Consider the following 15674-nt stretch of genomic DNA (forward strand, 5'->3'; position numbering starts at 1 on the left):
CGAATGCCGTGTTTGGCGATGGAACAGAGCTTAGTTGCCTGACTCAGTACAAAAAATGCGATGCTTGAACATAGTTTGTTTCTGAAAGCGGGCAAATCATGGATCGTCTCCAAGCAATGCGGGTGTTTGTCACCGTGGTGGATCTGGGCAGCCAGTCGGCAGCGGCCGATCATCTGGACCTTTCGCGGCCGGTGGTTTCACGTTATCTGGCAGAGCTGGAAGACTGGGTCGGCGCGCGCCTGATGCACCGCACCACGCGCAAGTTGAGCCTGACCGCCGCCGGCAGTGAGATTCTGCCGCGCTGCCGGCAGATGCTAGAACTGTCGACGGACATGCAGGCCTCCGTCAGCGAACCCCACGACGCCCCGCGCGGGCTGCTGCGGATCAGCGTCAGCACTTCGTTCGGCCAGGCCCAACTGGCGGATGCGATGGCCGCTTACGTCAAACGCTACCCGGGGGTGAGCATCGATCTGCAAATGCTCGATCGCACGGTGAATCTGGTCGATGAGCGCATCGACCTAGCGATTCGCACGAGTAACGATCTCGACCCCAACCTGATCGCCCGACGCCTGACCGTTTGTCGTTCGGTAGTCTGCGCCGCGCCCGCTTATCTGCAGGAGCAAGCGGCGCCATTGCGGGTCGAAGAGTTGAGCCAACACAACTGCCTGACGCACTCGTATTTCGGCAAAAGCCTGTGGCATTTCGAGGAGGATGGCGAACCGGTTTCAGTGCCGGTGCAGGGCAATATCAGCGCCAACGAGGCCAGCACGTTACTGCGCGCCACCCTGGCCGGCGCCGGGGTGGCGATGCTGCCGACCTATCAGGCCGGGGTGCATATTCACAGCGGCGAACTGGTCCGCCTGCTGCCCCATGCCGAGCCGCGACAGATGAACATCTATGCGGTGTATGCCTCACGCAAACACATGCCGGCGGCGCTGCGCAGCATGCTGGATTTTCTGGTGCTCAGATTCCCCGAAAACCCCGAATGGGATACCGGCCTGTAAACCCAATCCCCTGTGGGAGCGAGCCTGCTCGCGAAAGCGTCCGTTCAGCCAACTTTTCAGTAACTGAGACACGGCTTTCGCGAGCAGGCTCGCTCCCACACTGGCTATCAATGTGCTGAATGGCCGGTTAAATCCTCAAGCACACTCGCTGGCAACTCCCCAGCGCTGACCTATGCTGAAAGTAATACCGCAGGGTATGTCGTTCAGAGGTCTACGCCATGAACATCAAAACAAGAAGGTACGTCGCGATTTTCATCACCTGCGCCGCCACGCTGGCGCTGTACGGCACCGCCGCCTGGCGGGTCGAACAGCTGCGACAACTGCCGCGCGAGTATGCGAGCTGCAACTTCGAGCGCTGCATTCCGCACAATGCCACGCTGAACGCGCTGCGCTGATATTCAACTGTAGGCGCGAGCAGGCTCACTCCTACAGGGAGGGTTGTGATGTCAGTGGATTACTGCTCGGCCTTCAGACGGTCGCGGAAAGCCTTTGGTGAAATCCCCACCCGGCGCCGAAACAGGCGCGTGAAGTTGGTCGGATCGGAAAATCCCAACAACTCCGACATCTCGTAAATCGTCATGCTGGTGTAGGTCAGCAAGCGCTTGGCTTCCAGCAACTGACGCTCGTGCATGATCTGCAACGCCGGTTGCCCCGCCAGTTCACGGCAAGTGCCGTTGAGGTGCGATACCGAAATCCCCAGCCGATGCGCAAGGTCTTCAACCTTCACGTGTTGGCGGTAAGTCTCCTCGACCAATTGAATAAAGCCATTGAGGTATTCGCGCTGACGTTGCGGCCGCTGACTGGCTTTGTGCCGCACGATCGCCTGACGGCTAACCCAGACCATGATCACGCTGACCAGCGAATGCATGAGCATTTCCCGCGCCGGTTGGTGGCCGTTGTACTCAGCCTGCAACGCCGAAAACAGGCTGTTGAGGTAATCACCGTCGGTGCCTGCCGGGTAGTTTTCTGCACTGGCCAGTGCGTGCACCGAATCGCCCAGTTGCGCCTGCAAGTGATTGATCAGCGGTGTGGCGAGGGTAACGATGAACCCTTCGACGTCTTCGGAAAAGCGAAAGCCGTGCACCGATAACGGTGGCAGCACTTGAATCGCCGGGGTTTGGAGTTGCGTGCGCTGCCCTTCGATCTCAAGCTCTGCCTGACCTTTGAAGACGAAGAGCAACTGGCACAAATCAGCATGGCGGTGGGGTTTGATTTCCCACTCATGTTCGCGACTGCGGGAGGAAATGGTTTCACAGTGCAGCAAGTCAGGGGTCGGCCAGTCCAGGCTTTCACCGTAGAGCTTGAACACTGGAATCGAAGGCAGCTCAGGCTTGTTCATCACTTCAATCCAGGCCTCGGGGTTGTGGGCGATAATCGCACCGATTGGCAGAATGTACAGGTATCAGCTCAGTTTTCACCTTCAATTGACAGACCCGCAAGGGAAAAATGCAAGCACTCGATCCATAAAAAATATTCACCGGCGCTTGTCGCGTGAAGCTTGCGAGCCATAAAAACAATGAAAACGCTGAAAACCCAAGTCGCCATTATCGGCGCCGGTCCATCCGGATTGCTCCTCGGCCAGTTGCTGCACAACGCTGGTATCGACACCCTCATCCTTGAACGCCAGACACCTGATTACGTGCTCGGACGCATTCGCGCCGGGGTACTTGAACAAGGCATGGTAGAGCTGTTGCGTCAGGCTGGCGTGAGTCAGCGCATGGACGCCGAAGGTCTGGTGCATGGCGGTTTCGATCTGGCCCTGGACGGACGTCAGGTGCACATCGATCTGCACGCGCTGACCGGTGGCAAGAGCGTGATGATCTACGGCCAGACCGAAGTCACTCGCGACCTGATGGCCGCTCGTCGGGAGGCTGGCGCGCCGACGATTTACCAGGCGAGCCATGTCGTTCCTCACGACATGAAAAGCGACGAGGCATTTGTCACCTTCGAAAAGGACGGCGAAATCTTTCGCGTCGATTGCGACTACATCGCCGGCTGCGACGGCTTCCACGGTGTCGCGCGGCAGTCGATTCCGGCCGATAGCCTGAAGGTCTTCGAGCGGGTTTATCCGTTTGGCTGGCTGGGGATTCTGGCCGACACACCGCCGGTGCATGAAGAGTTGGTCTACGCCCGCCATGAACGTGGCTTTGCGTTGTGCAGCATGCGTTCGGCGACGCGCACCCGCTATTACCTGCAAGTGCCGGCGGATGAAAATGTCGATGACTGGAGCGATCAGCGCTTTTGGGATGAATTGAAAAATCGTCTGCCGGTGGAGCTTGCCGAGAAACTGGTTACCGGCCCTTCGATCGAAAAAAGCATCGCGCCGCTGCGCAGTTTTGTCGTCGAGCCGATGCAGTACGGGCGGATGTTTCTGGTCGGTGACGCCGCGCACATCGTTCCGCCGACCGGCGCCAAGGGTTTGAATCTGGCCGCCAGCGACGTCAGTACGCTGTTCAATATTCTGTTGAAGGTTTATCGCGACGACCGCACCGATCTGCTGGAGAAATACTCGGAAATCTGCCTTCGCCGCGTGTGGAAAGCCGAGCGCTTTTCCTGGTGGATGACCTCAATGCTGCATCGCTTCGATGATCACGATGCGTTCAGCCAGCGCATCAGCGCCTCGGAACTGGACTACTTTGTCAGTTCAGAAGCAGGGCGAAAAACCATTGCAGAAAATTACGTCGGACTTCCTTATGAGGCTATCGAATAGCCTGCTACCGACTTACACTGGCGAGCATCCCCGCTCGCCTGACGATCTGCGGGACTCTCACTGCCCGCAGGTTTTGCCCGTGACCAATCTCAATCACCCCGAAACGCCCAAACCGGCCATTCGCAGCGTGCTGGTCGCGCTGATGATGGCGATTTTTCTCGGCGCGCTGGACCAAACCATCGTCGCCGTGTCGATGCCGGCCATTTCTGCGCAGTTCAAGGACGTCAGCCTGCTGGCCTGGGTGATTTCCGGGTACATGGTCGCGATGACGGTGGCCGTGCCGATCTACGGCAAGCTCGGCGACTTGTATGGGCGGCGCAAACTGATGCTGTTCGGCATGGGCCTGTTCACCCTCGCCTCACTCTTTTGCGGCATGGCGCAAAGCATGGAGCAACTGGTGCTGGCGCGGATCCTTCAGGGCATCGGCGCCGGCGGGATGATCTCGGTGAGTCAGGCGATCATCGGCGACATCGTGCCGCCGCGCGAACGCGGGCGCTATCAGGGTTACTTCAGCAGCATGTACGCGGTGGCCAGTGTCGCCGGCCCGGTACTCGGCGGTTACATGACCGAATACCTGTCATGGCGCTGGGTATTTCTGATCAACCTGCCGCTGGGCCTCGGTGCCTGGTGGGTGGCCCGCCGCAATCTGCGTGGCCTGCCGATTCCCCAGCGCAAACCGGTCATCGACTACCTCGGCACGCTGCTGATGATCATCGGCCTGACCGCCCTGCTGCTGGGCATCACTCAGGTTGGTCAGGGGCATTCGTGGCGCAGCAGCGAAGTGCTCGGTCTGCTCGCTTGTGCGGTGGTGGTGTTGGCGCTGTTTGTCTGGCACGAGCGTCGGGCGCGCGAGCCGTTGCTGCCGATGCACCTGTTTGCCAACCGCAATGCCCTGCTGTGCTGGTGCACGATTTTCTTCACCAGTTTCCAGGCGATTTCGTTGATCGTGCTGATGCCGCTGCGCTTTCAGAGTGTCACCGGGGCCGGGGCCGACAGTGCCGCGTTGCACTTGCTGCCGCTGGCGATGGGGCTGCCGATTGGTGCGTTTTTCGCCGGGCGTCGCACGTCGATCACCGGGCGCTACAAACCGCAGATTCTGACCGGTGCGATGCTGATGCCGGTTGCGATCTTCGGCATGGCGCTCAGCCCGCCCGAGGCGACGCTGGTCAGTGGTCTGTTCATGTTGCTCTGCGGTATTTCCAGCGGCATGCAATTCCCTACTTCGCTGGTCGGCACACAGAACTCGGTGGAGCAACGCGACATCGGCGTTGCGACCAGCACCACCAACCTGTTTCGCTCCCTCGGCGGCGCAGTGGGCGTGGCGCTGATGTCGGCGCTGTTGCTGGCGTTGCTGCAGGACTCCAGCTTCGCCCATCTGGCGAGCAGTTCGCTGATGAGCGAGGGCCATTCGGGCAACGTCCTGCTGGATGGTCTGAACGCCGCGCCGGGGGATGCGCAAAATGCCTTGCGTGCGGAGTTGCTGGTGACGTTCCGGCATTTGCTGTGGGTAAGTGCGGCGGTGTCGTTGCTGGGATTGGCGGCAGCGATTGCGATGCCGAACAACCTGCTGCGCGGGCGCGAGCACGGCGCAAAATAACTGTCTCCCCTTGATCATTCCCACGCTCTGCGTGGGAATGCCTCAACGGACGCTCTGCGTTCGGCTTTGGATGGGACGCAGAGCGTCCTGGGCTGCATTATTCCCACGCGGAGCGTGGGAACGATCATCCTTCAAGGGCTGTAGTAACCCACGGCGACAAGGAAGTGCCCGGCCTTCTTCAGGTAAGCATGTTTATCCTCAACCTTGCCGGTCACCGGGTTCTTCCAGCGGTATTCATATTCACCCTCATCCTGCTTGCCGATCAGCGCCAGAATCGGCTCGCCCACCGGTTTGCCTTCCGGATCCTTGACCTTGCCGAAGTCGGTATTGATCAAGCGCAGATTGGTGCCGTGGGCGACATAACGCTGGGTATTCAGATCAACGACGAACACGTACAAGTCATCCTGCAAGTAGCCGCCCTTGAGCGAATTGATCGCGGTCAGCGTGCCCTTCTCGTCTTTGCCCAAATCAGTCGCCGCTTTGTCGAGCAACGCCTTGGCCTGCTCGGCCGACGCTCGCGGCAAGTAGTAACCCACCGCCAGAATCCGCTCGCCGATGCGTTGATAAAACACATGCTTACGCTCGACCTTGCCGTCCGACCAGTTCTGCCAACGATACTCTGCCTGCTGGATGCCGTTGCCTTCCGGCACTTTCAACGCGTCCTTGAAGGTTTTCTGCAAATCCGGGCCGAGGACTTCACTGACGTCACGACCGATCAACGCTGATGAAGGCCCGCCGCTGGCGAGCATCACGCCTTTAGTGTCGACCACGAACACGTAGCGATCCTTGTCGACGAACTCGCCCTGACGGCTGAACGCGGCGAACGCCTTGTCGCCATTGTCGTGGTAATAGGCCAGGGCTTTTTCCAGCAAGGCGATGGCGGCCTGACTGTCATCCTTGGCGGTCGTGGCGGCGCTGGCCTGGCCGAAACCGGCCAGTAATATCACGCCGAGCCAGGCCACTTTATGCAAAAACCCCATAGCGCATCCCTCGTTCTTGTTGGTGTTTCAAGAGCGTAGACGGCTTGGGGTGATGTACGAGTATTCAGAATGATGCAGGGGATTACAGAATCCCCTGCACTGATCAACAAAGCTTATGGGCGGGCGTTGATCTGCTGCTGCAGATTCTGGATTTGCGCCTGCAACGTATTGATGTTGCGGGTCATCTGCCCGCGGAAGGCGTCGAACTCGGCGGTATTGCCGCCTTGCGGGGCTGCCGGGCGGTTGTCCTGCTCGCTTTTGAGGACGACGATTTCCTGTTCGAGGCGATCGATCGCCGCGCTCGGGTTGCCCTGCTTCTTCAACGCCGCGATGTCGGCGCCGAGGCTTTTGAACTGCGCGTCAAAGGCCTTCAACTGAGCATCGACCTTGCTGGTGTCGGCCGGTGTGCTTTTCACCGTCGCCAGTTCCGCAGTCAAGGCTTTGACCTGCGCCTGCAACTGGGTATTGGCATTCTGCTGTTCAGTGGTCTGCGCGGTCATCTGTGCCAGTCGTTTGTCCAGATCACTGGCCTGCCCCGCGACGCCTTGCTGCTGTTTGCTCTGATCGAGCAGCTTGCCTTCAAGCTGTTTGATCTGCAGCTTGAGGGCTTCGCTGTCGCTGGTGACGTTGGACTGGCTGGCCACGACCTTGCCGGAAATGTCCTGCAAGCGCCCCGCCGCTTCTTCACTGATGCGCGCGAAGCTTTCCTGAGTCGCAACCAGTTGCTGCTCCATCAACGAGATTTGCTGGAAACTCCACCAAGCCAGACCGACGAAGGCGAAAAACAATGCGCCGACCAACGCCCACAACGGGCCGGTGCTGGCCGCCTTGACCTTGACCACGGGCGGCGTGCGCGAGTGCACGGAGGTGCGAGCGGTGGTCGGAATGTCATCGTCGTCGAAGGTGTCGGCCCGCAGGCTCGGGACATCATCGAAATCGTCGTGGGCATCATTACGCATGGACATTGAGGCAACCTTTGTGAAACGCGGTGATGGCTAAATGCTGCGAAGTATAACCGCCGCAGCCGCAGGGATTGACCCCCAAGCGGCTACACGGTTCATTGCCGCCCGGCCGAATCGTTTCAACGGATGTCCTGAGCTTTCCACCAGCCGCAGAACTCATCCAGCGCCGACCACAGGCTGACTTTCGGATCGTAGTCGAGATAATGCCGGGCGCGGCTGATGTCGAGGGTGAAATTTTTTTTCATCACCTGCATGCCCAGGCGCGACAGGGTTGGCTCCGGGCGCCCCGGCCAGAGTTTGCAAGCGCCCTCGTTGAGCGCCGCGACGCTGTAGGCCAGACCATACGAACGGTACTTGGTGACCTGCGGCACTTCCATTTTGCGCATCACGTAATTGACCACATCCCAAAGCGGCACCGGCGCGCCGTTGCTGATGTTGTAGGCCTTGCCCAGTGCGGAACCGGCGGCCAGCAAACTGCTGAGCATCGCTTCGTTGAGGTTCTGCACGCTGGTGAAATCGACTTTGTTCAGGCCATTGCCGATGATCGCCAAGCGGCCCTTGCGCTGCATATTAAGCAGGCGCGGGAAGATGCTCATGTCGCCGGCGCCGGTGACGAAACGCGGGCGCAGGGCGATGGTTTCCAGGCCGAACTCCTGCGCACCGAAAACCTTTTGCTCAGCCATATATTTGGTCGCGGCGTAGTGATGCTTGAACCGCTTGGGCACTTGCTCTTCGGTCAGGTTGAAATGATCACGGCCATCGAAATAGATCGATGGCGACGACAGATGCACCAAACGGCGGACGCGCTGTTTCAGACAGGCTTCGACAACGTTTTCGGTGACCTGCACGTTGCCTTGATGAAAGTCCTGATAGCGGCCCCACAGCCCGACGGCGCCCGCGCAATGCACCACGGCTTCAACGTCGGAACACAACTCGCGGACCAGATCGGGATCGGTCAGGTCGCCGGGGACAAACTCGGCGCCACGGCGCACCAGATGCTCGACGCTCTCGGCCCGGCGACCGTTGACCCGCACGTCCAGGCCCTGCTCCAGGGCGAAACGCGCAAAGCGTCCGCCAATGAAGCCGCTTGCGCCGGTGACCAGAATTTTCATGTAAAGCTCCGATGTCTTTCGTTTTGCCTGATTCGTGTGTCTTGACGCTGGCCGTCAGTCCAACGGCACCAGCCATTGCGCCGAAGAACGCAGCAATTGCTCGGTCAGCAAGCCCAGCAGTTGACCGCCATTGCGCCAATGATGCCAGTACAACGGCACGTCGATCGGTTTATCTGGCAGCAGTTCACGCAATAACCCGCGTTGCAATTGATCGCGCACTTGCAGTTCCGGCACCAGGCCCCAGCCCAGTCCGGCTTCGATCAGGCGGATAAAACCTTCCGAGGACGGACATAAATGGTGTTCGAATCCGCCATCGACGCCCAACGAGGCGAGGTAGCGATGCTGGAGGAAGTCGTCCGGGCCGAACACCAGCGCCGGGGTGCGTGGCAGTTGCTCGGCGCGCACGCCGTCGGGGAAATGTCGCTCGATAAATGCCGGGCTGGCCAGCGCGCGATAACGCATCGCCCCGAGCAACACACTGCGTGCGCCGGCCACCGGCCGTTCACTGGCGCAGAGGCATGCGGCCACTTCACCGGCGCGCATGCGTTTGAGGCCGACGGTCTGGTCTTCGACAATCAGATCGAGCAGCAAATGTTGTTCGGCGCAAAAATCTCCCACCGCTTCGGCCCACCACGTGGCGAGGCTGTCGGCATTAAGAGCGATGCGCAAACGTTCCGGCAAACCCTCCTCGTCCAGCGCGGGCACAAGGGTTTGCAGGTCACGCTCAAGCAGACGCACCTGCTGCACATGGTTGAGCAGACGCCGGCCTATCTCGGTCGGCGACGGTGGCGTGCCGCGAATCAACACCGGCTGGCCGACCCGCGCTTCGAGCAGTTTGATCCGCTGCGAAATCGCCGATTGCGACAAACCCAGCACTTGCGCGGCCCGTTCGAATCCGGCCTGCTCGACCACGGCGGCCAGAGCAGAAAGCAATTTGTAGTCGAACATCAGTTTTCCTAATGAGCGATCAGCACTATTGGTTTTTCTTATACAGGTTTCGCCCGGAGAATAGCCAGCAAGCACTCTTTATCAAGGATCACTGCAATGGCTGGCGAAACCTCACTCACAACCTTGTTGCGCAGCATGAGCCCGCAATTGAACGCCGGCGAATACGTATTCTGCACCCTGCCCGATGGCGTGTTACCGAGGGATCTGGAGATCGTCGGCAGCTTCCGCGAACAGGAAGGCCTGACCGTGATTCTCGAACGCTCCCAAGCTGAACAGGCCGGTTTCAGTTTCGACTACGTCGCCGCGTGGATCACCCTCAACGTGCACTCGGCTCTCGAAGCCGTGGGCCTCACCGCCGCATTCGCCACGGCACTGGGCAAGGCCGGGATCAGTTGCAACGTGATTGCCGGCTATTACCACGACCATTTGTTCGTCGGCCAGGCCGACGCCGAACGCGCCATGCAAGTGCTGCGCGATCTCGCAGCCAAAGCGGAGTAATTGTTATGTGGCAAAGCTATGTGAACGGCCTGCTGGTGGCGTTTGGGCTGATCATGGCGATCGGCACGCAGAACGCTTTTGTATTGGCGCAGAGCTTGCGTCGTGAACATCACCTGCCGGTGGCAGCACTGTGCGTGGTCTGCGATGCGCTGCTGGTCGCGGCCGGGGTGTTCGGGCTGGCAACAATTCTGGCGCAGAACCCGACACTGCTGGCGATTGCCCGTTGGGGTGGCGCGACATTCTTGATCTGGTACGGCAGTCAGGCGTTGCGCCGGGCCTGTTCGAAACAGAGCCTGGGTCAGGGCGAGAGCCAGACCGTGCGCTCCCTGCGGGCGGTGATGCTCAGCGCTTTGGCGGTGACGCTGCTGAATCCGCACGTTTACCTGGATACGGTGTTGCTGATCGGCTCGCTCGGCGCGCAGCAATCGGTGCCCGGCGCTTATGTGGTCGGTGCTGCGAGTGCTTCGTTGCTGTGGTTTTTCACATTGGCACTGGGTGCTGCGTGGTTGGCGCCATATCTGGCACGTCCGAGTACCTGGCGGATTCTCGATCTGGTGGTGGCGCTGATGATGTTTACCGTGGCTGGGCAATTAATTTTCGCCAGCTGATTTATTCCAAACAGCTAAGGGGATGCCCTCACTAAATGACGGTCGCGCCGCCGCCCCGTAAAGCGCAAGACTAGGCGTGAGGAGCGTGGTTTGGCGGGCCAAATGAGCGACGAACAACGACGGATTGCGCTTTACGGGGCGGCCGCCAGCTGTGATCGTGCCAAGCGGCGTTGCAGGACTCGAAGAGGCAAAAAGCATCCTCTTCGTCCCGCGCCTTGCTTGGCACGATCACAGTTCCAACGCGATCCGTCATTTAGTGAGGGCATCCCCTTGAACCTCTATCCCACACAGTTGTTGCGTGGTTATGGCGCAACCCCGGTGCTATGATCGAAACCCTGCGCCGCAAAGAGTAAAAACTCGCCGGTGCATTTCTGGCCGCCCGTGATCGGCCTTGCGCTCACCGCAACAGACCTGATTAGGAGAATCATCATGGCTTTCGAATTGCCGCCGCTGCCTTACGCACACGATGCCCTGCAGCCGCACATTTCCAAGGAAACCCTGGAATACCACCACGACAAGCACCACAACACCTATGTCGTGAACCTGAACAACCTGGTGCCAGGCACCGAGTTCGAAGGCAAGACCCTGGAAGAAATCGTCAAGACTTCCTCGGGCGGTATCTTCAACAACGCCGCTCAGGTCTGGAACCACACTTTCTACTGGAACTGCCTGGCGCCAAACGCCGGCGGTCAACCAACCGGCGCGCTGGCTGAAGCCATCAACGCTGCTTTCGGTTCGTTCGACAAGTTCAAGGAAGAGTTCAGCAAAACCTCGATCGGCACCTTCGGTTCCGGCTGGGGCTGGCTGGTGAAAAAGGCTGACGGTTCCCTGGCTCTGGCCAGCACCATCGGCGCCGGCAACCCGCTGACCAGCGGCGACACCCCGCTGCTGACTTGCGACGTCTGGGAACACGCTTACTACATCGACTACCGCAACGTTCGTCCGAAGTATGTCGAAGCGTTCTGGAACCTGGTCAACTGGAAGTTCGTTGCTGAGCAGTTCGAAGGCAAAACCTTCACCGCTTAAGCTGCGCGCCAGTCAAAAAACCCGGCTTTTGCCGGGTTTTTTTATGCCCGGATAGACCCCGTACGATGATCGTTCCCACGCTCCGCGTGGGCATGTAGCCCGTGACGCTCCGCGTCACTGGACGCAGAGCGTCCCTGGAGGCATTCCCACGCGGAGCGTGGGAACGATCAAACAGAAAATGCAGCCTCAGGCCGCTTGCTGCCGTGCCACTGCGGGCTAACATCAAAAAGAGGAAAAAATGCTGCGAACCGCTCAAGTTGAGGGGCGAAACTACCGACATAGTACAAATTAGGGCTAATACTCCAGACAGCAGCATTTCGGACGAGACCACGGGCAAATCATCCCCGGCCTGATTGTCCCTTTGACTGCCAACTCGGGATTGCCAATACTCATGGCAACTTGACGCTACCCGCACGGAACAAGGAATAACCCTTTGAAGCTGGAACTCAAGAACAGCTTGTCGGTGAAGTTGCTCCGGGTCGTGCTCCTGTCGGCATTGATCGTCGGCGTAGTCTTGAGCTGCGCACAGATCGTTTTCGATGCTTACAAAACCCGCCAGGCCGTTGCCGGCGACGCCGAACGCATCCTCGACATGTTCCGCGATCCCTCGACCCAGGCGGTTTACAGCCTCGACCGGGAAATGGGCATGCAGGTGATCGAAGGCCTGTTCCAGGACGATGCCGTGCGTCAGGCCTCTATCGGCCATCCCAACGAAGCCATGCTCGCGCAGAAATCCCGCGAATTGCAGCAGTCCAACAGCCGCTGGCTGACCGACCTGATTCTCGGCCAGGAACGCACCTTCACCACGCAACTGGTAGGGCGTGGTCCGTACAGCGAGTACTACGGCGACCTGAGCATCACCCTCGACACCGCCACCTATGGCGAGGGCTTTATCGTCAGTTCGGTGATCATCTTTATTTCCGGGGTGTTGCGCGCACTGGCGATGGGCCTGGTGTTGTATCTGGTCTATCACTGGCTGCTGACCAAGCCGTTGTCGCGAATCATCGAACACCTCACCGAGATCAACCCCGATCGCCCCAGCGAACACAAGATTCCGCAGCTCAAGGGCCACGAAAAAAACGAGCTGGGCATCTGGATCAACACCGCCAATCAGTTGCTCGAGTCGATCGAACGCAACACTCATCTGCGCCATGAAGCGGAAAACAGTCTGCTGCGCATGGCCCAGTACGACTTCCTCACCGGCCTGCCGAATCGCCAGCAACTCCAGCAGCAACTGGACAAGATTCTGGTCGACGCCGGCAAGCTGCAACGCCGGGTCGCGGTGTTGTGCGTGGGGCTGGATGATTTCAAAGGTATCAACGAGCAATTCAGCTACCAGACCGGCGACCAATTGTTGCTGGCCCTGGCCGATCGTCTGCGCGCCCACAGCGGTCGCCTCGGCGCCCTCGCTCGTCTCGGCGGCGACCAGTTCGCACTGGTACAAGCGGATATCGAGCAACCTTACGAAGCGGCCGAACTGGCGCAAAGCATCCTTGATGATCTGGAGGCGCCGTTCGCCCTCGACCATCAGGAAATCCGCCTGCGCGCGACCATTGGCATCACCCTGTTCCCGGAGGACGGCGACAGCACCGAGAAGCTGTTGCAGAAGGCCGAGCAGACCATGACCCTGGCCAAGACCCGCTCGCGCAACCGTTATCAGTTCTATATCGCCAGCGTCGACAGCGAGATGCGCCGCCGTCGCGAGCTGGAAAAAGACTTGCGCGATGCATTGTTGCGCGATCAGTTCTATCTGGTTTATCAACCGCAGATCAGCTATCGCGATCACCGCGTGGTCGGCGTCGAAGCGCTGATTCGCTGGCAGCATCCGGAACACGGTCTGGTGCCGCCGGACTTGTTCATCCCGCTGGCAGAGCAGAACGGCACGATCATCGCCATTGGCGAATGGGTGCTGGATCAGGCCTGCAAGCAATTGCGCGAATGGCACGATCAGGGCTTCGTCGACTTGCGCATGGCGGTCAACCTGTCGACGGTTCAATTGCACCACGCCGAGCTACCGCGAGTGGTCAACAACCTGCTGCAGATGTACCGCCTGCCACCGCGCAGTCTGGAACTGGAAGTCACCGAAACCGGCCTGATGGAAGACATCAGCACCGCCGCCCAGCACTTGCTCAGCCTGCGCCGCTCTGGCGCATTGATCGCCATCGATGACTTCGGCACCGGCTATTCATCCCTGAGCTATCTGAAAAGCCTGCCGCTGGACAAGATCAAGATCGACAAGAGCTTCGTTCAGGACCTGCTCGATGACGACGACGATGCGACCATCGTTCGCGCGATCATTCAACTGGGCAAGAGCCTGGGCATGCAGGTGATTGCCGAGGGTGTGGAAACCGCCGAACAGGAAAGCTACATCATCTCCGAAGGCTGCCACGAAGGTCAGGGTTACCACTACAGCAAACCGCTGCCGGCCCGGGAACTGGGCGCCTATCTCAAACAGGCGCAACGCAGTAACGCGGCCATTCTCTAGAAGATCAAAAGATCGCAGCCTGCGGCAGCTCCTACATTTGGAATGCGTTCCCACTGTAGGAGCTGCCGCAGGCTGCGATCTTTTGATCTGCGTAAATAAGAAATATTTCCAGCCACAACCCTTTACACATAATGCGAAAGATTTGCATTATGTCGCAGTTTTGCGCACCCCCAGCGCGAGTCCACTCAACTATCGAAGCAGGATGTTCGCCATGATTCGTATGCCTCTGGCTACCGCCAGTCTGCTGGCCATCGCTATTTCCCTCGCCGGTTGCGGCGAAGGCGAAGACAAGGCCGCCGCTCCGGCCGCACCGACCCCAGCCGCCAGCACCACCGCACCTGCGGCGGCGCCTGCCACTGCCGGTAAAGTCGACGAAGCCGCCGCCAAGGCTGTGGTCGCGCACTACGCCGACATGGTCTTCGCCGTTTACAGCGACGCCGAATCCACCGCGAAAACCCTGCAAACCGCCGTTGACGCCTTCCTCGCCAAGCCGAACGCCGACACCCTGAAAGCCGCCAAGGCTGCCTGGGTCGCCGCGCGCGTTCCGTACCTGCAGAGCGAAGTGTTCCGCTTCGGCAACACCATCATCGACGATTGGGAAGGTCAGGTTAACGCCTGGCCTCTGGACGAGGGTCTGATCGACTACGTCGACAAATCCTACGAGCACGCTTTGGGTAACCCGGGCGCCACCGCCAACATCATCGCCAACACCGAAGTTCAGGTCGGCGAAGACAAGGTCGACGTCAAAGACATCACCCCGGAAAAACTCGCCAGCCTCAACGAGCTGGGCGGTTCCGAAGCCAACGTCGCCACCGGCTACCACGCGATCGAATTCCTGCTCTGGGGCCAAGACCTCAACGGCACCGGCCCTGGCGCTGGCAACCGTCCGGCCTCCGACTACCTGGAAGGCGCCGGCGCCACTGGCGGTCACAACGATCGTCGTCGTGCTTACCTGAAGTCCGTGACCCAACTGCTGGTCAGCGACCTGGAAGAAATGGTCGGCAACTGGAAGCCGAACGTGGCTGACAACTACCGCGCCACCCTGGAAGCCGAGCCGGGCGAAACCGGTCTGCGCAAAATGCTCTTCGGCATGGGCAGCCTGTCCCTGGGTGAACTGGCGGGCGAGCGTATGAAGGTTTCCCTGGAAGCCAACTCCCCTGAAGACGAGCAGGATTGCTTCAGCGACAACACCCACAACTCGCACTTCTACGATGCCAAAGGCATTCGTAACGTCTACCTGGGCGAGTACACCCGTGTTGACGGCACCAAAATGACCGGCGCCAGCCTGTCGTCGCTGGTGGCCAAGGCCGACCCGGCTGCCGACACCGCACTGAAAGCCGATCTGGCCGCCACTGAAGCCAAGATCCAGGTCATGGTCGATCACGCCAACAAGGGTGAGCACTACGACCAGTTGATCGCTGCCGGCAACACCGCTGGCAACCAGATCGTTCGCGACGCGATCGCATCGCTGGTCAAGCAGACCGGTTCGATCGAAGCCGCTGCCGGTAAACTGGGCATCAGCGACCTGAACCCGGACAACGCTGATCACGAGTTCTGATCAACTGCGTCTGCGTCAAAAAAAGGCGACCTTCGGGTCGCCTTTTTCATACCTGCCGTACACGGCTCACTGTAGGAGCTGCCGAAGGCTGCGATCTTTTGACTTTGCTTCTAAAAAGACAGATCAAAAGATCGCAGCCTTCGGCAGCTCCTACAGGGGTTTTGCATAGGCCTTCAGATTCGCGTT

General features: G+C 59.6%; 14 protein-coding genes. 9 read left to right on the forward strand and 5 right to left on the reverse strand.

Features of this window, described 5'->3' with window-relative positions; genetic code table 11:
• Positions 1-98 precede the first annotated feature (98 nt).
• Positions 99-1004 (forward strand): LysR family transcriptional regulator, encoded by a 906-nt coding sequence (locus CKW26_RS08610; RefSeq protein ID WP_218233180.1) that lies wholly within the window; start codon positions 99-101, stop codon positions 1002-1004.
• 218 nt (positions 1005-1222) lie between these two features.
• Complete coding sequence (locus CKW26_RS30045) at positions 1223-1399, forward strand: hypothetical protein (protein WP_007912636.1); 177 nt, start codon at positions 1223-1225, stop codon at positions 1397-1399.
• Positions 1400-1458: 59 nt separating this feature from the next.
• On the opposite strand, the gene CKW26_RS08615 is transcribed toward CKW26_RS30045, so the two are convergent.
• Entirely contained in the window at positions 1459-2343 is an 885-nt protein-coding gene (locus CKW26_RS08615; RefSeq protein WP_093430541.1) for a helix-turn-helix domain-containing protein, read from the reverse strand.
• Positions 2344-2529: 186 nt separating this feature from the next.
• Here CKW26_RS08615 and pobA point away from each other — a divergent pair, with 186 nt between their 5' ends.
• Positions 2530-3714 (forward strand): 4-hydroxybenzoate 3-monooxygenase, encoded by a 1185-nt coding sequence (gene pobA, locus CKW26_RS08620; RefSeq protein WP_176471312.1) that lies wholly within the window; start codon positions 2530-2532, stop codon positions 3712-3714.
• Between the two features lie 79 nt (positions 3715-3793).
• Entirely contained in the window at positions 3794-5311 is a 1518-nt protein-coding gene (locus CKW26_RS08625) for an MDR family MFS transporter (RefSeq protein WP_095048260.1), read from the forward strand.
• A gap of 131 nt (positions 5312-5442) precedes the next feature.
• Here the strand turns inward: CKW26_RS08625 and CKW26_RS08630 are convergent, their stop codons facing one another.
• The 4 genes from CKW26_RS08630 to CKW26_RS08645 form a co-directional block, all read right to left on the reverse strand.
• Entirely contained in the window at positions 5443-6291 is an 849-nt protein-coding gene (locus CKW26_RS08630) for a cache domain-containing protein (protein WP_095048261.1), read from the reverse strand.
• A gap of 113 nt (positions 6292-6404) precedes the next feature.
• Complete coding sequence (locus CKW26_RS08635; RefSeq protein ID WP_095048262.1) at positions 6405-7256, reverse strand: ATPase; 852 nt, start codon at positions 7254-7256, stop codon at positions 6405-6407.
• Between the two features lie 116 nt (positions 7257-7372).
• Entirely contained in the window at positions 7373-8365 is a 993-nt protein-coding gene (locus tag CKW26_RS08640) for an NAD(P)-dependent oxidoreductase (RefSeq protein WP_095048263.1), read from the reverse strand.
• A gap of 54 nt (positions 8366-8419) precedes the next feature.
• On the reverse strand, positions 8420-9313 hold the full coding sequence (locus CKW26_RS08645) for a LysR family transcriptional regulator ArgP (protein WP_095048264.1): 894 nt from the start codon (positions 9311-9313) through the stop codon (positions 8420-8422).
• 96 nt (positions 9314-9409) lie between these two features.
• Between CKW26_RS08645 and CKW26_RS08650 the strand changes: the two genes are divergently transcribed.
• From CKW26_RS08650 to CKW26_RS08670, 5 genes are all read left to right on the forward strand, one after another.
• Entirely contained in the window at positions 9410-9811 is a 402-nt protein-coding gene (locus CKW26_RS08650) for an ACT domain-containing protein (protein ID WP_095048265.1), read from the forward strand.
• 5 nt (positions 9812-9816) lie between these two features.
• Positions 9817-10419, forward strand: a complete 603-nt coding sequence (locus tag CKW26_RS08655) for a LysE/ArgO family amino acid transporter (RefSeq protein WP_095048266.1) — start codon at positions 9817-9819, stop codon at positions 10417-10419.
• Positions 10420-10848: 429 nt separating this feature from the next.
• Positions 10849-11445: a superoxide dismutase gene (locus tag CKW26_RS08660; protein WP_007918933.1), complete on the forward strand. Its 597-nt coding sequence runs from the start codon at positions 10849-10851 to the stop codon at positions 11443-11445.
• A gap of 433 nt (positions 11446-11878) precedes the next feature.
• A complete protein-coding gene (locus CKW26_RS08665) occupies positions 11879-13930 on the forward strand; it encodes a bifunctional diguanylate cyclase/phosphodiesterase (protein WP_095048267.1) in 2052 nt (683 codons plus the stop codon).
• Positions 13931-14141: 211 nt separating this feature from the next.
• Positions 14142-15488, forward strand: a complete 1347-nt coding sequence (locus CKW26_RS08670) for an imelysin family protein (RefSeq protein ID WP_095048268.1) — start codon at positions 14142-14144, stop codon at positions 15486-15488.
• Positions 15489-15674 lie beyond the last annotated feature (186 nt).

It is taken from the genome of Pseudomonas sp. Irchel s3h9, from assembly GCF_900187475.1.
GTDB classification, from domain to species: Bacteria; Pseudomonadota; Gammaproteobacteria; order Pseudomonadales; family Pseudomonadaceae; genus Aquipseudomonas; species Aquipseudomonas neuropathica.

Bases quoted from the DNA above. Each gene is read 5' to 3' on its own strand.
- CKW26_RS08655 (WP_095048266.1), top strand. From the start codon at position 9,817: ATGTGGCAAAGCTATGTGAACGGCCTGCTGGTGGCGTTTGGGCTGATC.
- CKW26_RS08610 (WP_218233180.1), top strand. From the start codon at position 99: ATGGATCGTCTCCAAGCAATGCGGGTGTTTGTCACCGTGGTGGATCTG.
- CKW26_RS08640 (WP_095048263.1), bottom strand. From the start codon at position 8,365: ATGAAAATTCTGGTCACCGGCGCAAGCGGCTTCATTGGCGGACGCTTT.
- CKW26_RS08670 (WP_095048268.1), top strand. From the start codon at position 14,142: ATGATTCGTATGCCTCTGGCTACCGCCAGTCTGCTGGCCATCGCTATT.
- CKW26_RS08635 (WP_095048262.1), bottom strand. From the start codon at position 7,256: ATGTCCATGCGTAATGATGCCCACGACGATTTCGATGATGTCCCGAGC.
- CKW26_RS08645 (WP_095048264.1), bottom strand. From the start codon at position 9,313: ATGTTCGACTACAAATTGCTTTCTGCTCTGGCCGCCGTGGTCGAGCAG.
- CKW26_RS30045 (WP_007912636.1), top strand. From the start codon at position 1,223: ATGAACATCAAAACAAGAAGGTACGTCGCGATTTTCATCACCTGCGCC.
- CKW26_RS08660 (WP_007918933.1), top strand. From the start codon at position 10,849: ATGGCTTTCGAATTGCCGCCGCTGCCTTACGCACACGATGCCCTGCAG.
- CKW26_RS08630 (WP_095048261.1), bottom strand. From the start codon at position 6,291: ATGGGGTTTTTGCATAAAGTGGCCTGGCTCGGCGTGATATTACTGGCC.
- CKW26_RS08615 (WP_093430541.1), bottom strand. From the start codon at position 2,343: ATGAACAAGCCTGAGCTGCCTTCGATTCCAGTGTTCAAGCTCTACGGT.
- CKW26_RS08650 (WP_095048265.1), top strand. From the start codon at position 9,410: ATGGCTGGCGAAACCTCACTCACAACCTTGTTGCGCAGCATGAGCCCG.